The organism is Pseudoalteromonas sp. MMG013 (assembly GCF_018100885.1).
Lineage (GTDB): Bacteria > Pseudomonadota > Gammaproteobacteria > Enterobacterales > Alteromonadaceae > Pseudoalteromonas > Pseudoalteromonas aurantia.
In genome coordinates, this window is the sequence record NZ_JAGJEE010000010.1 from 135,368 (window position 1) to 155,638 (window position 20,271).

The window sequence follows — 20,271 nt, forward strand, 5'->3', positions numbered from 1 at the left end:
CATAATTGTCATCTTGATGAAATATAATGCGCGCAACTTTAAGATAAAAGGGTGTTTTGATGTCTTCAAATCCGCAGCAACCGTCTTTTAAAACGGATAGAAGCCGTCTATTAAAAGATCGGTTCGCACAATATGGCATTACCGCAGGTGGGGTAATGGTTTTGATCGCTTTGTTGATGATCTTCTTCTATTTATTGTATGTTGTACAACCAATTTTGGAGTCAGCTAAAGTTGAGAAACGTGTCGACATCGTACTGCAAAATACTGAACAATATGTTGGTATTGGCGTAGAAGAACAAACAGAAATTGCTTACCTATTGAATAAAACCGGTGGGGTGGACTTTTTTCAGCTTAAAGGTGCCAATACAGGTAAAAAATTGAAAAGTCTAGCAACGAATCTAGATGGGCAGGTTACGAGCTTCGCAAAAAGTGCTCCTTTTTTGGGGCAATATGCATATGGACTTGATAATGGCCAAGTTCAATTAGTACGCCCTTCTTTCTTAGTAACTTTTCCTGGTAACGAACGCGTCATTACACCACGCTTGAGCTATCCGCTAGATGGTCAGCAATTATTAGTGGACGAACAAGGTCACGCAATTGAACGTTTAGCGTTTAGTCATTACGAAGAAAAAACAGCCGTGGTTGCATTAACGAGTGATAAGCGCGTTATATTTGCTTCTTTTACCGCGGAAGAAAATATGTTCAGTGGAGAAGTTGAGTGGGTGATTGAGCGCACAGAGTTGGCAGTTGACAGCCGTATCGATGAGTTGCTTATGTCACCAGACACAACACGGACATTCATTCGTTCAGCAAATCAAGTTTACATATTTGATACACGCGATCCTAGTGATGTTAAACAGCTCCAAATTTTGGCTGCCAATGAAGAAAATGCCAATTTAGTAGGCACTACTTTATTAGCCGGTGCTAACTCTCTCATGCTCGCAAATGATAATGGCGAAGTTTCCCAGTGGTTTGAAATTAATACAGATGATGGTCGCCAGTTTAATAAAATTCGTGCGTTTGAAACGAGCAAAAACAGCAATGTTGATATCTATAGTGAGTTTTATCGTCGTACTTTCTTTACAACAACGGATAGTGGTGATTTAGGGCTTTATTATACAACGAGCCAAGCACATTTGTGGCAAGGTAAAGTCAGCCAAGGTGCCATTGACGCTTTTGCCGTATCTCCGCGATCAAATGCGGCGTTGATAATTGCAGATGATAAACTATCCATATTTGATATTCATAACGAACACCCTGAAGTAACATGGTCTGCATTGTGGCAAGAAGTATGGTATGAAGGGTACCCAGAACCAGCTTATACGTGGCAGTCTACGTCCGCCTCAGATGACTTTGAATCAAAGTTTTCTTTGGTACCTATTTCTTTTGGTACGATTAAAGCGGCAATGTACGCCATGTTGTTCGCAGTACCTATTGCACTATCTGCGGCTATTTACACCGCATATTTTATGTCGAGCGAATTACGTCGAGTTGTTAAGCCAACGGTTGAAATAATGGAAGCACTACCAACCGTTATTTTAGGGTTTTTAGCAGGATTATGGTTAGCGCCACTCATAGAAATACACTTACCCGCAATCGTCGCATTACTCATTTTGTTACCGCTATCGATGATAGCAACCGCATTCTTGTGGACTAAATTGCCGGAGAATATACGTCATTTGCTACCCGATGGCTGGCATTCAATCATACTTATTCCGGTCGTGTTATTGGTTGGCTGGTTATCTTTTACGATAAGTGGTGGTGTAGAAGAGTATGTTTTCGATGGCAATGTTCGCCAATATTTAACCAATGAATTGGGAATGACATTTGATCAGCGCAATTCGTTAGTAGTTGGTATCGCGATGGGCTTTGCTGTTATTCCCACTATTTTCTCAATTGCTGAAGATGCGGTATTTAGTGTGCCAAAGCACTTATCAAATGGTTCACTGGCGCTCGGTGCTACTCAGTGGCAGACGTTGGTTAGGGTGGTGTTGCTGACAGCGAGTCCAGGTATATTCTCAGCGGTCATGATGGGTCTAGGTCGTGCAGTGGGTGAAACAATGATTGTACTAATGGCAACCGGTAATACACCTATTATGGATTGGAGCATCTTCCAAGGCATGCGTACATTGGCCGCCAATATTGCAGTTGAAATGCCAGAATCAGAAGTGGGTAGTTCACATTACCGCATTCTATTTTTAGCTGCATTTGTACTATTTATTTTTACTTTTGTATTTAACACGATTGCTGAGTTTGTTCGTCAGCAGTTACGTGAAAAATACAGCTCAATGTAATTACGGGAGTTCATGACATGGTAAAGCAGTGGTTTAAGTCAGGTTCTCCATGGATCTGGATGACAGGTGGTGCCGTTAGTATTAGTTTAATATCGGTACTTGGGCTATTAGCGATGATCGCATGGAAAGGCTTGAGCTTTTTCTGGCCATCAGAGGTTGTTGAATTAGAACTCAATGGTTCGGTTGCAAAGCAAACTGTTATAGGTGAAATCTATGACAGAGAAATGGTGCCAAAGTCTCGATTAGAGGCGGCAGGTTATGATCTATCGGCATTTGATGCTGAAGATATAGAACGTATACTTGTAAAAACGGGTAACCGAGAGTACGTAGAGCTTGATTTTAGATGGGTACTTTCTACCGATATTATGAAGCAGTCAATGCCAGCCAAGTTGGCCGTATTCGAGCGTAGTAAAAATGGTAACTTTTATGGGTACGTTGATCATATCGTTGAAAATGGTCAAGTTGTCGAAAATCAGTCTGTTGATAAACTTCACGAATTAGTTGAGCGCGCCGTTGACCTTAACGATGAAGCACTCGACCTACAAAATGGCGACATTGGCCATATTAACTATGAACTTGAAAGGTTACGTTTAAAAGAAAAAGGCTATGAGCTCGATAACGCATTAACCGATGAACGAGTTGCTGATTTACAAGCGCAACGAGTTGCATTGCGTGAGGAGTATAAGGTTTTTGAAAAGCGTTTATTTGAACTGCGTAATCAAGCAAAACGTGATCAAGTTGTTGTAAGAGATATGCGCGGTGAGTTGGTTACACTACCTATTTATCAGGTGTTAGATGTTTGGTTTCCAAATGATATGGGCACATTTGCAAAAGTTGTACATTATTTGTCTCAACTAGGTAAATTTGTGAGTGATGACCCTCGTGAAGCCAATACCGAGGGGGGAGTATTTCCTGCTATTTTCGGTACGGTATTTATGGTTATGCTAATGGCGGTCATTGTGACGCCATTTGGTGTGGTTGCGGCGATTTATTTACATGAGTATGCTGCGAAAAATGCAGTAACTAAAATGATTCGAATTGCAGTAATAAACCTCGCAGGTGTACCTTCTATTGTTTATGGGGTATTTGGCTTAGGCTTTTTCGTGTACGTGTTAGGTGGTTCATTAGACCAGCTATTTTACCCTGAAGCTGCACCAAGTCCGGTGTTTGGTACACCAGGTGTCATTTGGTCTGCATTGACACTGGCAATATTAACGTTACCTGTTGTCATTGTATCAACAGAAGAAGGGTTATCTAGAATTCCAAGCTCAGTACGTCATGGTTCTTTGGCTTTGGGCGCAACACAAGCAGAAACCCTGTGGCGTATTATTGTACCAATGGCAAGCCCTGCTATTATGACTGGGTTAATTTTAGCCGTAGCACGTGCTGCAGGTGAGGTTGCGCCATTGATGTTAGTAGGTGTTGTTAAAATGGCACCAACCTTGCCGTTGGATGGGAATTTTCCATATATACATTTAGATCGTAAGTTTATGCACTTAGGCTTCCATATATATGATGTTGGTTTTCAAAGTCCAAACGTAGAAGCTGCAAGGCCGTTAGTGTATGCAACCGCATTCTTGTTAGTGTCGGTGATCATAGCACTCAATATTACAGCAATCGGTATTCGTAACCATTTGCGTGAAAAGTTCAGATCACTTGAGCATTAATAGTAAAGATTTTAAGTAGGTAAAAAACATGATTACAGTAGCTCCAGAAGTTAATCAGGCCAATGGCCAAATGAAATTAGATTTAGCAAACTTGTCTCCAGAGCAAACCGCACTGGAGATCAAGAACCTCGATCTTTACTATGCCGACAAGCAAGCTCTTAGTAATGTGAACATGCTTATTCCAAAAGGACAGGTTACCGCGTTCATCGGGCCATCAGGCTGTGGTAAGTCAACGTTACTTCGCTGTATTAATCGTATGAATGATTTGGTTGATACATGTCGCATTGAAGGCGAAATTATCTTACACGGGCAAAACATTTATGATAAGCGTGTAGATGTTGCCGCATTGCGCAGAAATGTAGGCATGGTATTCCAACGACCGAACCCATTTCCTAAATCAATTTATGAAAATGTTGTGTATGGCCTTCGTTTACAGGGTATAAAAGATAAACGTAAATTGGATGAAGTTGTAGAGAAGTCGTTACGAGGTGCTGCACTTTGGGATGAAGTAAAAGACAGGCTACATGATAGCGCGTTTGGTTTATCTGGTGGTCAGCAGCAGCGTTTAGTGATTGCGCGTTCTATTGCAATCGAACCCGAAGTATTATTACTTGATGAACCTACATCAGCACTCGATCCCATTTCAACATTGGTCATTGAAGAGCTCATCAATGATTTAAAGAACAAGTATACGGTTGTTATCGTAACGCACAATATGCAACAGGCTGCGCGTGTATCTGATCAAACTGCCTTTATGTACATGGGGGAGTTGATTGAATATGCGGATACTAATACTTTATTTACGACGCCATTAAAGAAGAAAACAGAAGATTACATTACAGGTCGTTACGGTTAAGCGCATCAGTTTTTAGGAGAATGAGAGTGGAACATAATTTAAATAAACACATTTCAGGTCGTTTTAACGAAGAGCTGGAAAATGTGCGTAACCATGTATTAAGTATGGGTGGCTTAGTTGAACAGCAGCTCAATCTTGCATTAGATGCAGTGAACAGTTGCGACGCCGAGAAGGCGCGTAAAGTCAGTGAAAATGACTATAAAGTCAATGCAATGGAGGTGAACATTGACGAAGAGTGCACACGTATTATTGCAAAGCGTCAGCCGGCAGCGAGTGATTTACGTTTGGTTGTTGCGATTGCTAAAACTATCGCAGATTTAGAGCGTATTGGTGATGAAGCGGAAAGGATTGCACGTGTAGCGTTAGACTCGTTTACGAAAGATCAACAAGATTTGCTGCTGAATATTGATAATATGGGCCGCCAGGTTTCTCGAATGCTTCATGATGTACTTGATGCTTTTGCAAGAATGGATGTACAAAAAGCGTTTGAAGTACACAAAGAAGATGCAAAGGTAGATAGAGAATATGAAGCATTAACACGTCAAATAATGACGTATATGATGGAAGATCCACGCTCAATACCCAAAATTATGGATTTAATTTGGTCTGTGCGTTCTTTAGAGCGGATTGGAGATCGGTGTCAAAATATTGCAGAATACGTAATTTATTTTGTGAATGGAAAAGATATTCGTCATACATCTCAAGAAGATATAGAAAAATCTCTTTAATACCGAGCTATCTTTTCAGGCGTGCATAATTTCGATTATGCACGACTTAATCATCTTATAGATAAAAATCCGTTCACAATGGCGCTTAATGCTGTAAAATTCGTGCTGCAAAGCATATAAATATGATTTAAGGGTCAATTATGCCTACAAACGCGTTTTTAGGAGTATTTGCAAAATCTCCTATTAAGCCAGTGGAAGAACACATTAAAATAGTACATGAGGCGAGTAAGTCTTTGGTGCCATTTTTTAATCATGTTTTCAAAGGGGAATGGACAGAAGCGGAAGCGCTACGAGTTCAGATCCGCAATCTAGAGCGCGAAGCAGATGTTTTAAAACGTGAAGTACGTTTACAGCTTCCTCGTGGTCTTTTTATGCCAGTAGAACGAACAGATCTATTGGAATTAATTACCCACCAAGACAAAATCGCCAATAAAGCGAAAGACATCGCAGGTCGCGTTGTTGGACGTGAAATGGAGATCCCTGAGTCTATCCAAGTTTACTTCCTTACCTACTTGCAACGTTGTGTTGATGCTACAAAACAGGCATCGAAAGCAATCAACGAACTTGACGAACTATTGGAAACCGGTTTTAGAGGTCGCGAAGTGACCTTGGTAGAAAAAATGTTAGTTGAGTTGGATGCAATTGAGCAAGACACGGATGATATGCAAATAATAATCCGCCGAGAATTACGAGCGGTTGAAAGTGAACTAAATCCAATTGATGTGATGTTTTTATATAAAATCATTGAATGGGTTGGTGAGCTTGCAGATATTGCAGAACGTGTTGGTTCGAGATTAGAAGTAATGCTTGCGCGTTAATCTAAAGATAATAGTTTTAAAAAAGTAAGGTTTTACAATGGATATCATTGCATCCTACGGTACCATGTTGGTGCTTTTAGCTGCCGCAGTGGGTTTTTTTATGGCTTATGGTATTGGTGCGAATGACGTTGCCAATGCGATGGGTACTTCGGTTGGTTCTAAAGCACTAACTATTAAGCAAGCAATTATTATTGCTATGATCTTTGAATTCGCTGGTGCGTATTTGGCTGGTGGAGAAGTGACGTCAACAATCCGAAAAGGGATCATTGATGCCGCGCCATTTGCGGATATTCCTGAGCTGATGGTGTTAGGTATGATCTCAGCACTATTTGCAGCCGGAACATGGTTACTACTGGCGTCAGTGCTGGGTTGGCCTGTATCAACAACTCATTCGATTATTGGTGCCATTATTGGTTTTGCCCTAGTTGCGGTAGGTAGTGAAGCGATTCAATGGGACAAAGTTGCGGGAATTGTGGGCAGTTGGATTGTGACTCCTGCAATATCAGGTTTTATTGCTTATCTCATATTTATGAGTGCGCAGAAACTCATATTTGACACAGAGCAGCCACTAAAGAATGCAAAACGCTTTGTGCCTATCTATATGGGCCTTGCCGGCTTCGTTATGTCTTTGGTAACGATCAAAAAGGGTTTGAAGCACATAGGCATTAACTTAGGCACTTTTGAAGGTTATGCTTTGGCTATCGGTATTGCTGTTGTCATCGGTATTATCGGTAAGTTTGTGATAGATCGTATGAAGATGGATCCACAAGCTGATAAACAAATGCAATTTAATAACGTTGAGAAAGTATTCGCTATCTTAATGGTATTGACGGCTTGTTGTATGGCATTTGCACATGGTTCAAATGATGTTGCTAATGCGATTGGTCCACTTGCTGCTGTTGTTAACATTGTTGAAAACAATGGGGAAATTGCTAAGAAAGCGGCAATTGCTTGGTGGATTTTACCTTTAGGCGGGTTCGGTATTGTTGCAGGTCTAGCTATTTTAGGTAAAAAGGTAATAAAAACAATTGGTGAAGGGATCACACATTTAACACCTAGCCGAGGCTTTGCCGCTGAATTAGCAGCTGCTTCAACCGTTGTTATCGCCTCAGGAACTGGTCTTCCAATTTCTACTACACAAACATTGGTTGGTGCGGTGTTAGGGGTTGGTATGGCACGTGGTATTGCGGCATTGAATATGTCGGTGGTAAGAAACATTGTAGTTTCTTGGGTAATCACATTGCCAGTTGGCGCTGCCCTTGCTATTGTTATATTCTACATATTAAGAACCGCATTTGGCGTGTAATTAATAAAACAGACTTTTAGCTTGAAAAGATCTCAATACTCTAGGTATTGGGGTCTTTTTATTTTTTAATCGCGTATAAGTCACGGTTCTTCAAGTTTGCATTTTTTGCCTAGTTGGTACCCTCAAATAAAAGTGTGTTAATCATATTAAAATATTCCCCATGTATCTAGGCGTGCACTTTAAGCAATTGATATAAGCAAATTGTTTTCCTTGCCTGGCATCAAGGTTATACTGCTATTATCTATTTCAAGCCGCAGCAAAGTTTTATACAGTGAATAACTTACCTAGTATCAAGCAACTTCAATATTTAATCGCAGTGTATCAACACCAGCATTTTGGCAGAGCTGCTGAAGCGTGCTTTATCGGTCAATCGACACTAAGTAGCGCGATTCAAACACTGGAAGAAACTCTGGGATGTCAACTCATAGAACGAGAAAATCGCAGTCTGATGTTTACTGATATCGGAGAAGAGGTCGTTGTTCGTGCAAAAAAAATAATTGCGGATACGATGAGCGTAAAAGAATTAACTAAAAGTTATAAACACCCTTTATCTGGCAAGCTTACTTTAGGCGTGATCCCTACTATTGCGAGCTTTATTGCTGCACCACTATATCAGTTCTGTAAACAACAATTCCCGCAGTTACAACTTGTTTTGGTCGAAGACACCAGTGATCGCCTGTTAGATAAGCTGGAACATGGTCATATTGATATGGGCATGCTTGCATTGCCTTATCATACTGACAAATTTCACACTCAAATTTTAGCGCAAGATCACTTTTCTTTGGTGCACCACAAAGAGTATCTCGTAGCCGACGGCGTTGAAGATTTTAATTTATTGCCAGAACAAAGTGTGTTTTTACTAGAAAAGGAGCACTGTATGACAGGCCATGCACTTAGCGCATGTCATTTAAACCGAAGTGCATGTATAAATCCCTTTGAAGCTGCAAATTTGCATACCTTATTAAGTATGGTGGAGTATCAAAATGGTGTGACGTTTTTGCCTAAAATGGCAATTAATGCGGGCATTTTAGATGGAAAAAACATGACGACAAAAGCTTCTCAAGCAGATGCCTATCGCGAAATTGGATTATTGTGGCGAAAAACCACAGGTCGAATTCGTGACTTTAGACTGTTCAGTGAGCAAGTAGGTGTATTTGTTTCTGAACAGTGTAAGTAAACAAAATAAAAAATGGGTGCATCACGCACCCATCAAAGAGACTAACTAACGTTAATTGATCACTTATAGTGGCTGTTCAAAGTTCCTAGCACTATTGAGATTTGGTAAAAACAATAAATATACCCACACCACTAAATTAAAATAAGGTACTAGCGCAAGTGTTATAAACAACTTGTTCGGGTAACCTTTATTTAGTGAGATACGATAGCATTGCTGTGCGACGATAAAATGAACCGTCAATAAAAATGAAATCAGTAGTAGCATAATAACACTCCTCGATATCCATAGCGTGATGTAGCTCAATCCATTGAATGTCCACTAGAAAAGAATAAATCAATGACTTAGGTGGACATCTTCACATTAGAGTAATTATAGATGATTTTTTGACAAGGAAAAGAGGGCCCTTGCAATTATTTTTTATCAACTTGTTTTACTGGCTAAAATAGTTTCTAAATTGTCTTTTAACGCTGAAATAGGCATGGGTCTAGCAATGAAATAGCCTTGACCATAATCGACACCAATGTCTTTAAGAGCTAAAAAAATCTCAATGTTTTCAACATACTCAGCGACAGAACGTTTATCTAACGAATGACTTATATCATGTACCGCTTTTACCAATGCGAGGTCAATGGGGTCATTAAGCATATCTCGAACAAATGATCCGTCAATTTTAACGTGCTGCGCAGGCAATTGTTTTAAGTAGCTAAAAGTGCTAAATCCAGTACCAAAATCATCAATCGAAAAGTGGCAACCAAGTTGATTTAACTTAGCTATCATGGTTTGTGTTGCGTTTAAGTTGTTAATACTCGCTGATTCAGTTATTTCAAATATAATATGTTCAGCAGGCACTTGATATTCAATCAAACACGCTTGTATATGCGGTAATAAGCGCTCATCTAAGAAAGAGTGTGCAGAGAGGTTAATGGCAATTTGATTGAGCTCCTGATGCTCTGCAACGTCTTTAATGGCTTGTTTAATTACGCACTTGTCCATGAGGAAAGTATCGTTGAGCAGCTCTAAAGCGGGAATAAAGTGGTTTGGATAAACGAGTTCATCATTAATTTTTAGACGCAGGAGGGTTTCATAGTAAGCAACCGTGTTCTTTTTGAAGTCCCAAATAGCTTGATAATGTAGTTCGATATGGTTATTTTGCAGTGCTTGCCTCACACTGTGGCCCCACTCAAGTCCCGTCTGTAACGTATTATTTTGAGCGTCTTCTTTGTTATAGCAATGTACTAGGTTACGACCTAAATTTTTTGCTATGTAAAGAGCAATATCAGCTTGTTTAAGGCACTCATTTGCATCATGGTTACTGGAGGTTATTTGTGTCAGTCCAATAGAGCAGCTAATTGAATAGCTATGCTCTTCTGAATGAAAAATATGTTTTTCGATAGCAACACAGATACTTTCGGCCGCTAAATGGGCGTCAAGTAAATTAATATTTTTTAAAATGACTGCAAATTCATCACCGCCGATACGGAAAATTAAATGCTCATCATCGATATTGCTGCCAAATAGTTGCGACACTTCTTTTAATACGATATCTCCTTGTTGATGGCCTTTACTATCGTTGATGATTTTGAAATGGTCTAAGTCTATGTATAAAAGGGCGTGCTCGGTTGTCGAGCCAGGTTCAACTTTACTGCATAACAACTGCAATTGTTGATCGAAATAGTAGCGATTATGCAAGCCAGTTAAAGTATCGTGTAGCGCAAGATGGCGCAGCTGTAATTCAGCTTGCTTACGCTCATGAATATTGTCTAAAGTAGCAGTGATTGTCGCTCGATTGGTACTATTTTTTATCAATTGAAAGCGGCATTCTGTCCATATACTGTGCGCTTGTTGATGAACAAGCTTAAGCTCTAGTTGAGCATGTTGTAACTCACCAGATAAGATATTGCCAAGTGTTTTTTGTAATGTCTCTTGATGTTCTATACCAAAATAATCACACAACCCTTTACCAATACTGGCTTTTATTCGGTATCCAGAGAGAGACTCCCAAGCTGGGTTTATAAAACGTATATGGCCTTGTGTATCCAGTTCCATAACTACGGTGTTTAAGTGTAACAAGATACGCTGATGTGCTGAAAAAAGTTCTTTATAGCGATGTTCACTGCGACTTAACAAAGAGACTTTGTCGGCAAACTCGGCATAACTCACCATGAAATCTTCGCGTCGAGCGGCATGGTCACATACTTTTCCGAGCATAGAAATATCATATGGTGCACGAACAAAGTCAGTGACACCCAGAAGTAGCAACTGCTCAGCATAATCAGCGTCTTTATTGTCGATAATCGTGACGATTGCTTGGTTGGGGTTGTGCTCTAAAATACTATCAACTAATTCTTTAGCCGCTTCAGCACGGGTGGCGGTAGCATCTAGCAGTACAATAGAGTACTGATGTTGTAAAAATTGCGATAACGCGGCATTAGCTGTTGTGACATGTGTACACGAGAAGTTCAGTGCCAAATGTTGGCAAATTTCATTGGCTCGTTGAGTATCGCTTTCGAGTAATAATAGATCCAAACGACTACTTTTTTCTAAATGTGTCGATAGTACATTAGCTAAAACTTGAGGCAACATCTCTTGGCGTTCGAATGGTAATACTGCATCGATACTGTAGCTGCGGGCGGTTGTTTCGGCAATGCGCTCGCAATAAATCGGCGGTATGAGAACAATCGGCGTATTTTTGGGGGTTTGAAGTAACCCTGAACGGATCATCCTAGCGAAGCGCCAGCCATCTATTTTTCCGACATCTAACCCCGTTATGATCAAATCAACCGCTTGTTTCTTTAATACTTGTAAAGCAGCTTGGCTATCTGCACGTTCAATGAATTGAAACACATCTAAATTAGAGAGTGTTTGTTTTATCGCGCAGCGTTCTTCATTGCTCGCGTTCACAATTAGCAAGTTAAGTTGTCTTGCCATGGTTACAACCTTAAACCCATGTCAGTCTTTAGTAACAATCCGTACCTCTAGTTATAGTAATGTCACAAGTAATTGTTTCTAATTGGCTATCTAGTGTAACTCGCATATCCAACTCCTTTGGTGCGTTGCGCTTTTTTGTCAGCAGCCAGCAATCAGGCTAGGTTAATGCTATTTTTGCAAGGTTACAAGCACTTGATTTAGGCTTTTAGGATCTCTAGACTTGGCGCCAATTAAGATATTGAGAGAAGTTGCCATGCGCGTTGCTGATTTTAGCTTTGAATTACCAGATGAATTAATTGCTCGTCATCCTAAAAAAGAACGAACAAGTAGTCGTTTACTCACCTTAAACGGTAATAGTGGCCAGCTTGATCATAAAACCTTTAAAGACATTATCGACATGCTCGAGCCGAATGACTTGATGGTGTTTAACAATACAAAAGTTATCCCAGCTAGGATGTTTGGACAAAAAGCGTCAGGCGGTAAAGTAGAAGTACTGGTTGAACGGGTCCTTGATGAGCATAGGGTGCTAGCACATGTACGTGCTAGCAAGTCACCTAAGCCTGGCACTGAACTTATTCTTGAAGGTAAGGCTCAGGTAACGATGGTGGCGCGTCATGGAGAACTGTTTGAATTAAAATTTGCGGGTGAGCAAACCGTGTTAACTATTTTAGATGATATTGGTCATATGCCGTTGCCTCCTTATATCGACAGACCTGATGAAGATGAAGATAAAGAGCGTTATCAAACCGTCTACAATGAAAAACCTGGTGCAGTCGCAGCACCAACAGCTGGGTTACACTTTGATGAAGCGCTACTTGAACAAATTAAAAACAAAGGGATTGAAACTGCTTTTATTACGTTACATGTCGGCGCAGGGACTTTTCAACCGGTGCGTGTAGATGAGATAGATGATCATGTTATGCACTCTGAATATATCGAAGTGCCAGATAATGTGGTTGCAGCCATTGCGAGAACAAAAGCCAAAGGGGGGAGAGTTGTTGCTGTGGGAACAACCTCAGTACGTTCACTTGAATCAGCAGCCAAAGCAAGTGATAGCGAGTTAAAAGCGTTTTATGGTGATACTGACATATTTATTTATCCAGGTTATGAGTTTCAAGTCGTGGATGCAATGGTGACTAACTTTCATTTACCCGAGTCGACTCTAATTATGTTGGTGAGCGCATTTTCTGGCCAAGCGCATATTATGAGTGCATATCACACTGCGGTTGAAGAGCAGTACCGCTTTTTCAGTTACGGTGATGCAATGTTTTTAACAAAACAAACCCAAAAGTAGTAATTAAACAAGCCCAGACCCCACTGGGCTTGTTAACAAAATCATCACTTTTAGTCTCCACTTGCTTTAAAAGTCAAATTTCGGCCCAATAATTAGAATTGCACCCATAAACAAGGTAGAATCGAGCAGATTTTTTAACCTGATTATTAACGACTAACTGTTAATAGCTGTTTATGTTGGACTGTTTTTCCGACTTTGAGGTAATAATGAAATTTGAATTAGATCGTACTGACGGAAAAGCGCGCCGTGGCCGCTTGATTTTTGACCGTGGTGTTGTAGAAACACCCGCGTTTATGCCTGTAGGCACGTACGGTACAGTAAAAGGTATGACGCCAGATGAGTTAAAAGGCACCGGCGCTGAAATTTGTTTAGGTAACACCTTTCATTTGATGCTGCGTCCGGGCACTGAAATCATCAAACAACACGGTGATTTACACGATTTTATGAATTGGGATAAACCAATTCTTACTGACTCAGGTGGCTTCCAAGTATTTAGTTTAGGGGCGATGCGTAAAATCTCTGAGGAAGGCGTTTTATTTCAATCGCCGGTTAATGGTGAGAAAATAATGTTGTCACCTGAGAAAGCGATGCAGGTACAGTGTGACTTAGGGTCTGACATTGTTATGATTTTTGATGAATGTACGCCATACCCAGCGACTGAAAAAGAAGCGCGTGATTCAATGGAATTATCATTGCGTTGGGCTAAACGCTCAAAAGAAGGACATGGTGATAACCCTTCCGCTTTGTTTGGGATCATTCAAGGTGGCATGTACCCTGAGCTGCGTGCGGTATCACAAAAAGGGTTAGAAGAAATAGGCTTTGATGGCTATGCACTCGGAGGCTTGTCAGTCGGCGAACCAAAAGAGGATATGATCCGTATTTTGGACAATTGTGCATATAAAATGCCTGAAGATAAACCTCGTTATTTAATGGGGGTGGGTAAGCCTGAAGATTTAGTAGAAGCTGTGCGTCGCGGTATTGATATGTTTGACTGTGTTATGCCAACAAGAAATGCGCGTAATGGTCATTTATTCATTACAGGTGGGGTGATAAAAATTCGCAATGCCGTACATAAAACAGATACAGGGCCATTAGACCCTGAGTGTGATTGTCATACGTGTGAGGGGTACTCTCGCGCTTACCTACATCACTTAGATAAATGTAATGAAATTCTAGGCGCACGTTTAAATACTATTCATAATTTACGTTACTATCAACGTGTTATGGAAGGGTTGCGCAATGCAATTAGTGAAGGTAAATTGGACGAATTTGTTGCTGATTTCTATTCACGCCGTAATTTACCAGTACCGCCACTGGCTGATACTACAACAAATTAAATAGCAAATTTTAAAAATTAAAGAGGAAGTATTATGAGTTTATTTATGTCGAGTGCACATGCAAGCACGGCAGGCGCAGCACCTGCAGGTGGTGGTATGGAAATGTTGATCATGTTAGCCGTATTTGGCTTGGTGTTCTACTTCTTAATTTACCGTCCACAAGCGAAGCGTGTAAAAGAGCATAAAAGTTTGATGGGAGCGTTAGGCAAAGGTGACGAGGTTTTAACACAAGGCGGTTTAGTTGGGAAAATATCAAAAGTATCTGATGACAAAGACTTTGTTGTTGTAGCTTTAAATGATCAAGCAGAAGTAACAGTTCAAAAATCAGCAATTTCGGCAGTGTTACCAAAAGGTACAATGAAGTCGCTATAATACATAACAATAAAAAAGGGATAGTCCAGTGTTAAACAAGTATCCAATGTGGAAATACTTACTTGTTCTCGCTGTGTTAGCGGTGGGCATTTTATATGCTTCACCAAACTTGTATGGCCGAGATCCGGCCATACAAGTTTCTGGTACTAAAGGTGCCAGTGCTGATTTAAGCGTAGTAGATCAAGTAAATAAAACACTTAACGATAATAATGTCACTGTTAAATCAACAGTGTTAGAAAATGGGCAAGTGCTAATACGCTTTAAAAATGTCGAAGAGCAGTTAAAAGCTCAAGATATTTTGCGTGACTCATTAAGTGAAGAGTATATTTCTGCAATAAATATGAGCCCAGCTCAACCTGAGTGGTTAAAAAACTTAGGTGGTAATCCAATGAAACTCGGGTTGGATTTAAGTGGTGGTGTACATTTTACTATGGAAGTAGATATGGTTACTGCGCTAGATAATGCGTTAGAAACCATGGAGCAAGATTTTAAGAGCGATTTACGTGGTGAAAAACTGCGTTATCGCAGCGTTCGACGAGTTTCCGGTAGTGAGCGTATTCAAGTTGTAATGCGTGGAGATGCAGATAGGGATGCAGCAGAGCGTTTCCTAAAAGGGCGTTACCCTCTTTATACATTTATTAATGATAGCAGTAATGATTTAGCATTTTTTGCTAGTCTTTCACCGCAAAAATTTAAAGAAATTCGTGAATACGCCATCAAACAAAATGAAACGATTATTCGTAATCGTATTAACCAACTTGGGGTTGCAGAGCCGAATGTTCAACGTCAAGGCGCTGAGCGTATTATTGTTCAGTTACCTGGCGTACAAGATACAGCCCGTGCAAAAGAGATCTTAGGCGCAACGGCAACGCTAGAGTTTCGTGAAGTAGATGAAAACGCAGATGTGCGTTCAGCAGCGCAAGGTAGAGTACCCCCTGGAACGGAAGTTATTAATCATAAAGATGGCTATCCAGTCGTCATGAAGAAGCGCGTTATTTTAGCTGGTACACATATCACAGGTGCCCAATCAGGTGTTGATGAGTATCAACGTCCTCAGGTGAGTATTAGCCTCGATAGTAAAGGTGGTGCAAAAATGAGTGCCTTTACTAAACGAGCTGTTGGGAAACGGATGGCGACGGTTTTCATTGAATATAAGCCATCGGGCAAAAAAGATGAAAATGGTAAAGCACTGCCGCCTATCAAGGTAGAAGAAGTTATTAACGTTGCGACTATTCAGTCCCGGTTAAATAACTCATTCCGAATTACTGGTATTGATAACCCAGCTGAAGCACATAACTTAAGTTTACTGTTACGCGCAGGCGCATTGGTTGCTCCAATCCAAATTGTTGAAGAGCGAACGGTTGGTCCAAGCCTAGGTCAAGAGAACATAGAAGCAGGTATGACAGCAGTCGTATTAGGTTTTGCATTTGTATTGGCATTTATGTTGGCGTACTACAAGGGGTTTGGCTTAGTTGCAAACTTGGCATTAGCTGCAAACTTAGTATTGATCATTGGTGTCATGTCTATGATCCCAGGTGCTACGCTTACGTTGCCAGGTATCGCAGGTATTGTATTGACTGTAGGTATGGCGGTTGATGCCAACGTATTAATATTTGAACGTATACGTGAAGAATTGGCGGATGGACGTAGTCCACAGCAAGCGGTACACCAAGGTTATGACAGTGCATTTAGTACTATCTTTGATGCAAATATTACGACGTTAATAGCGGCTGTGATTTTGTTCTCAGTAGGTACCGGTCCTATTGCAGGTTTCGCTGTGACACTCGCGATTGGTATTTTAACGTCTATGTTTACAGCCATTATTGGCACACGTGCGGTGATAAATTTCTTCATCGGTGGTAAACGTATCGATAAGCTTTCAATTTAGGAGAACGAAATGCAGTTATTAAAATTGAAAGAGACCATTCGTTTCATGTCAGCACGCAAATTAACGATGGCATTTTCAGCATTGCTGATTGTTGCATCAATTGCGTCTATGGCAATCCGAGGCTTAAATTTTGGTTTGGATTTTACTGGTGGTACAGCGGTAGAAGTCGGCTTTTCTCAGCCAGCAGATCTAAAGAAAATTCGCTCTGTATTAGCTGAAAATGGTTTTGCTGATGCATCAGTACAATTGTTTGGTACCAGCCAAGAAGTTTTGGTTCGATTAGCACCTCGCGGTGATGATGTCAAAGCAGAAGAGATTGGTAATCAGTTAGTTGCAGCTTTGCAACAAGCTGATACCAGTGTTGAAATGCGACGTATTGAATTTGTAGGTCCTAGCGTAGGTGAAGATCTTAAAGAGCAGGGTGGCTTAGCAATGCTAACAGCCCTAATCTGTATTTTACTTTATGTTGCATTTAGATTTGAGTGGCGATTTGCGGTTGGTGCTGTTGCTGCATTGTTCCATGATGTGATCTTAACAATGGGCCTATTCTCGCTCTTAGACTTAGAGTTTGATTTGACTATTTTAGCGGCGATTCTTGCGGTTATAGGTTACTCACTTAATGATACGATTGTTGTATCTGATCGTATTCGTGAGAATTTCCGTAAGGTACGTATTGATGACACATTGGAAATTATCAATATTTCATTGACGCAAACACTTAACCGTACATTAGTTACTTCGATTACAACAATACTTGTACTTGTTGCCTTATTTGTTTGGGGTGGGCAAACCATTCATGGTTTTGCTACTGCATTATTGTTTGGTGTTTTCATTGGTACTTATTCTTCTGTTTATGTTGCGAGTTCTGTTGCAGTTGCAATGGGTGTAAGCAAAGAAGATCTAATTCCTGTTGAAGTAGAGAAAGAAGGTGCTGACTTAGACGCAATGCCTTAAACTTTAGTATTTGTATGTTGAAAAAGCCACACTGAGTGTGGCTTTTTTTGTTTCATTAAAATGACACTTGAGTATAATGAGAATCGTTTTCAATCATACTTTGAGGTTCTTATGTATAAACAGTTGGTCATTTTGCTAGCTGCAGCCAGTTTAACTGCATGTTCAGAAAAGGAAGAAGTAGCACAGGTACAGTCGGCACCTGTTGAAAAAGCTGAAACTACGCTTCAGGCATATAAGAGTCAGGCTAAATCTTTATTAGCAGATATTAGAACTCAAAATACCGCGCAGGAATTAGAGCAAAGCTCGGCAAAGTTAGTCAAAACATCGCGTAAATTGATTTCGGAATTTACAGTGAAATACCCTCAGTGCCAAGCGTATTTGGGTGCGCTAGATGCCGCAGCAGATGTGATCCCAACGTTACCCTTAGAAGAAATTGAAACGGGGTATCATGCAGATGGTAAGTTACCTAAGTTTGATGATCCTGTGTGTTATCATGCAAAAGATTTATTAGTTCATCCTGCGACTGTTCAAGCAATTGCTAAACTTGGCTTTAAGTCTGATACAGCATATCAAGATGCAGAGCTTGAAATAGTTGAGGTGATCGCACATTTCGATCAAGTGGAACGTGCATTAAATTAAGTCATGTATTTAGGGGCTGAGATAGTTCAGCCCTACTTATTAAAATAACTTACCCAATTATTTATATAATGCTCGCCAAGCGCAGGTTTTGTAGCCATTTTTTTCAAAATAGAAATTCCGGCAATTATCATCGTAATTACTGTTACCTACATCGATTCTGTAGTTGCTAATGTACCAATTATGCAGTGAAGTAAAGCGTCCATTGTTGAGTAATGAAAAATGCACATGAGGACCACTGGATTGGCCGCCCTGGCATAGCGCTTGGTTTTTATTGTTTGCGTATCGACCTAACCAAGCTCCACTATTAATAACATCACCACTTCGGTATTGTAAGTTACTCATATGGTAGTACTGTGTTGCATAGCCACTTGAGTGAGTTACTCGGATATTGCAAGACGAGTAGCGGGTAACCGTGCCACCATGAGCAGCTTGTACCCAAGGAGTATTACTGCCCCAACCACCTGAACCATTATTGAAATCTAAAGAGGAATAAGGGTAACCTGAACCTGTATTAGAGTGTGCACCGCCGCTATACCATGCATAACCTGAAGGCCATGGAAAGCTCATATAAAAGCTATTGCTGGGGTTTAGTGATGCTGCCGGTGTTTTGTTTTGTGAAAGTAAAAGCGGGACATTGCTAAGTGTTTCATATATACCGACTAACTTATTTAAAGAGCCATAGGGTTTTAGTTGCGTTTTTATAAGTACGCTTATCAAACTCGAGGTAGCTGAGTTTGTCGGGCTTGATCGCACTTTTCCCTCTACTTTTTGTGCATATTCATAAAAGCGTTGATTTAATGTAATTGCCAAATCTTGTACTTGTTCAGCAAACCCGGCTTTGTTGCTCAATGTCCCAAAAGGCAACATGATATTTGACTTACTTGGCTCGCTGAGTACACTGCTTTGTAACTCCATCAATGCCAATAAAAGTTTGGGATTAATACTTGCATGTCCAGCCCAATGCAGTATGACTGCTTTAAATTCTAATAGATGTGGTGCATGGCGATAGAAAAAATCATTCCAATCTTCGTTTTGTAATGCGTTGTTAAATACAAATTCATTTTCGTCAATGGCTATGACTGAATTTACCGTAGCTTGAATTAATGCGGTTTGTTTTGAACTAAGCTCGTCTATTAGGTGGTGTTGTCCTTGTGCTTGAACAAAACCTATCATGGGTAATGTGAGTAATGAAAGATATAGTGTTGATTTCATGTTGTATCCCTATCTTATTTTATCTGACGTATTCCTTATATGTATATAAACTTGAAAATAAAATGTAAAATAAATGATTAAAAAATATACACCTTGACTGTACTGTATGATTTACGACCATCTATTTTAAATGTAGTTATTAGGATTAGTTACATTTAAAAGCCTATGTATTGCAGTGCTTTGTCATTTTATAGGTGAAAAATTAATTGCTAATATTGCAAAAGTGCTTAGCTGAGCTATTTTTATCTGTATAGAACTTTGTGGGATGCCCTTATGAAACCGATAATTTTTATAGAGCAGCTTGAAGCATTACTAGAAGAGCGGAAATTCAAAGAGCGTCGGCAATTGAATCAGGTTGTTCACCCGTTATTTGAGCGTAGGGTATCCGCTAGGCGAAAAGCAACTCACTCCTCAATTATTAAATAGGGTATTTTAAATGGGTTAGCAGATCAGTTACTCATTGTAATGATATGAGAGCTGACTCTTATTAACGAATACACTCCCACCTCGAACGCACTGTACTAGGTAGAGTTATGATACAAACCTTAAAAAATTAACTAAGGTTTGTATATAGAATGTGCTACCACTCTATGTTGTGTACTAAAATTGTGCGTTTCGAGCGTAATTTACTCGAACTCGCTATTTTCATTACTTTTCTTCAAATAAACGCTTGCGCTTTTATCTCATCGCCCTATAATGCGACCCCACTGACACGGAGCGCTACGCTAACTTAGCAAAGCAAAACGAGGTCAGCGTCGAGTAAAACTTAAATTAACTTTTCATTAAGAAAAACTTTTAATT

17 protein-coding genes are annotated in these 20,271 nt (G+C 40.1%); 14 read left to right on the forward strand and 3 right to left on the reverse strand.

The features are described from left to right. Positions 1-59: 59 nt before the first annotated feature. The 7 genes from J8L98_RS11700 to J8L98_RS11730 all read left to right on the forward strand — a co-directional run bounded on the left by J8L98_RS11700 (position 60) and on the right by J8L98_RS11730 (position 8,846). Positions 60-2,294 carry an ABC transporter permease subunit gene (locus J8L98_RS11700; RefSeq protein ID WP_210996559.1) on the forward strand — a complete coding sequence of 745 codons (2,235 nt, stop codon included), beginning with the start codon at positions 60-62 and terminating at the stop codon, positions 2,292-2,294. A 17-nt stretch (positions 2,295-2,311) separates the two neighbouring features. Next, on the forward strand, positions 2,312-3,961 hold the full coding sequence (pstA, locus tag J8L98_RS11705) for a phosphate ABC transporter permease PstA (protein ID WP_210996560.1): 1,650 nt from the start codon (positions 2,312-2,314) through the stop codon (positions 3,959-3,961). Positions 3,962-3,989: 28 nt separating this feature from the next. Further along, positions 3,990-4,817 carry a phosphate ABC transporter ATP-binding protein PstB gene (gene pstB, locus J8L98_RS11710; protein WP_192505819.1) on the forward strand — a complete coding sequence of 276 codons (828 nt, stop codon included), beginning with the start codon at positions 3,990-3,992 and terminating at the stop codon, positions 4,815-4,817. Positions 4,818-4,843: 26 nt separating this feature from the next. Beyond that, complete coding sequence (gene phoU, locus J8L98_RS11715; protein ID WP_192505818.1) at positions 4,844-5,545, forward strand: phosphate signaling complex protein PhoU; 702 nt, start codon at positions 4,844-4,846, stop codon at positions 5,543-5,545. A 140-nt stretch (positions 5,546-5,685) separates the two neighbouring features. Then, complete coding sequence (locus J8L98_RS11720; protein ID WP_192505817.1) at positions 5,686-6,363, forward strand: TIGR00153 family protein; 678 nt, start codon at positions 5,686-5,688, stop codon at positions 6,361-6,363. Positions 6,364-6,400: 37 nt separating this feature from the next. Next, complete coding sequence (locus J8L98_RS11725) at positions 6,401-7,669, forward strand: inorganic phosphate transporter (RefSeq protein WP_192505816.1); 1,269 nt, start codon at positions 6,401-6,403, stop codon at positions 7,667-7,669. Positions 7,670-7,940: 271 nt separating this feature from the next. Next, positions 7,941-8,846 (forward strand): hydrogen peroxide-inducible genes activator, encoded by a 906-nt coding sequence (locus tag J8L98_RS11730; protein WP_210996561.1) that lies wholly within the window; start codon positions 7,941-7,943, stop codon positions 8,844-8,846. Positions 8,847-8,909: 63 nt separating this feature from the next. Here the strand turns inward: J8L98_RS11730 and J8L98_RS11735 are convergent, their stop codons facing one another. After that, the gene (locus tag J8L98_RS11735; protein ID WP_210996562.1) at positions 8,910-9,110 is read right to left on the reverse strand and encodes a hypothetical protein; all 201 of its coding nucleotides are present in this window, start codon (positions 9,108-9,110) and stop codon (positions 8,910-8,912) included. 156 nt (positions 9,111-9,266) lie between these two features. Next, complete coding sequence (locus tag J8L98_RS11740) at positions 9,267-11,774, reverse strand: EAL domain-containing protein (protein ID WP_210996563.1); 2,508 nt, start codon at positions 11,772-11,774, stop codon at positions 9,267-9,269. Between the two features lie 253 nt (positions 11,775-12,027). Here J8L98_RS11740 and queA point away from each other — a divergent pair, with 253 nt between their 5' ends. From queA to J8L98_RS11770, 6 genes are all read left to right on the forward strand, one after another. Further along, positions 12,028-13,068: a tRNA preQ1(34) S-adenosylmethionine ribosyltransferase-isomerase QueA gene (queA, locus tag J8L98_RS11745; protein WP_210996574.1), complete on the forward strand. Its 1,041-nt coding sequence runs from the start codon at positions 12,028-12,030 to the stop codon at positions 13,066-13,068. 206 nt (positions 13,069-13,274) lie between these two features. Continuing rightward, a complete protein-coding gene (gene tgt, locus J8L98_RS11750; RefSeq protein ID WP_192505812.1) occupies positions 13,275-14,405 on the forward strand; it encodes a tRNA guanosine(34) transglycosylase Tgt in 1,131 nt (376 codons plus the stop codon). A gap of 33 nt (positions 14,406-14,438) precedes the next feature. Next, complete coding sequence (yajC, locus tag J8L98_RS11755; RefSeq protein WP_010364031.1) at positions 14,439-14,777, forward strand: preprotein translocase subunit YajC; 339 nt, start codon at positions 14,439-14,441, stop codon at positions 14,775-14,777. A 28-nt stretch (positions 14,778-14,805) separates the two neighbouring features. After that, the gene (gene secD / locus J8L98_RS11760; RefSeq protein WP_192505811.1) at positions 14,806-16,665 is read left to right on the forward strand and encodes a protein translocase subunit SecD; all 1,860 of its coding nucleotides are present in this window, start codon (positions 14,806-14,808) and stop codon (positions 16,663-16,665) included. Positions 16,666-16,674: 9 nt separating this feature from the next. Then, positions 16,675-17,619 carry a protein translocase subunit SecF gene (gene secF, locus J8L98_RS11765; RefSeq protein ID WP_210996564.1) on the forward strand — a complete coding sequence of 315 codons (945 nt, stop codon included), beginning with the start codon at positions 16,675-16,677 and terminating at the stop codon, positions 17,617-17,619. Positions 17,620-17,730: 111 nt separating this feature from the next. Continuing rightward, a complete protein-coding gene (locus J8L98_RS11770) occupies positions 17,731-18,258 on the forward strand; it encodes a hypothetical protein (protein WP_210996565.1) in 528 nt (175 codons plus the stop codon). A 57-nt stretch (positions 18,259-18,315) separates the two neighbouring features. Here J8L98_RS11770 and J8L98_RS11775 read toward each other — a convergent pair whose 3' ends face one another. After that, positions 18,316-19,470 (reverse strand): M23 family metallopeptidase, encoded by a 1,155-nt coding sequence (locus J8L98_RS11775; protein ID WP_210996566.1) that lies wholly within the window; start codon positions 19,468-19,470, stop codon positions 18,316-18,318. Positions 19,471-19,743: 273 nt separating this feature from the next. Between J8L98_RS11775 and J8L98_RS11780 the strand changes: the two genes are divergently transcribed. Then, positions 19,744-19,896 (forward strand): hypothetical protein, encoded by a 153-nt coding sequence (locus J8L98_RS11780; RefSeq protein ID WP_210996567.1) that lies wholly within the window; start codon positions 19,744-19,746, stop codon positions 19,894-19,896. The last annotated feature ends 375 nt before the right edge of the window (positions 19,897-20,271 follow it).

Excerpts from the sequence above, each read along its gene's own strand:
- J8L98_RS11720 (WP_192505817.1), top strand. The coding sequence starts at position 5,686 with ATGCCTACAAACGCGTTTTTAGGAGTATTTGCAAAATCTCCTATTAAG.
- J8L98_RS11725 (WP_192505816.1), top strand. The coding sequence starts at position 6,401 with ATGGATATCATTGCATCCTACGGTACCATGTTGGTGCTTTTAGCTGCC.
- queA (WP_210996574.1), top strand. The coding sequence starts at position 12,028 with ATGCGCGTTGCTGATTTTAGCTTTGAATTACCAGATGAATTAATTGCT.
- J8L98_RS11775 (WP_210996566.1), bottom strand. The coding sequence starts at position 19,470 with ATGAAATCAACACTATATCTTTCATTACTCACATTACCCATGATAGGT.
- tgt (WP_192505812.1), top strand. The coding sequence starts at position 13,275 with ATGAAATTTGAATTAGATCGTACTGACGGAAAAGCGCGCCGTGGCCGC.
- J8L98_RS11740 (WP_210996563.1), bottom strand. The coding sequence starts at position 11,774 with ATGGCAAGACAACTTAACTTGCTAATTGTGAACGCGAGCAATGAAGAA.
- pstB (WP_192505819.1), top strand. The coding sequence starts at position 3,990 with ATGATTACAGTAGCTCCAGAAGTTAATCAGGCCAATGGCCAAATGAAA.
- J8L98_RS11700 (WP_210996559.1), top strand. The coding sequence starts at position 60 with ATGTCTTCAAATCCGCAGCAACCGTCTTTTAAAACGGATAGAAGCCGT.
- pstA (WP_210996560.1), top strand. The coding sequence starts at position 2,312 with ATGGTAAAGCAGTGGTTTAAGTCAGGTTCTCCATGGATCTGGATGACA.
- secF (WP_210996564.1), top strand. The coding sequence starts at position 16,675 with ATGCAGTTATTAAAATTGAAAGAGACCATTCGTTTCATGTCAGCACGC.
- J8L98_RS11780 (WP_210996567.1), top strand. The coding sequence starts at position 19,744 with ATGAAACCGATAATTTTTATAGAGCAGCTTGAAGCATTACTAGAAGAG.
- yajC (WP_010364031.1), top strand. The coding sequence starts at position 14,439 with ATGAGTTTATTTATGTCGAGTGCACATGCAAGCACGGCAGGCGCAGCA.
- J8L98_RS11770 (WP_210996565.1), top strand. The coding sequence starts at position 17,731 with ATGTATAAACAGTTGGTCATTTTGCTAGCTGCAGCCAGTTTAACTGCA.
- J8L98_RS11735 (WP_210996562.1), bottom strand. The coding sequence starts at position 9,110 with ATGCTACTACTGATTTCATTTTTATTGACGGTTCATTTTATCGTCGCA.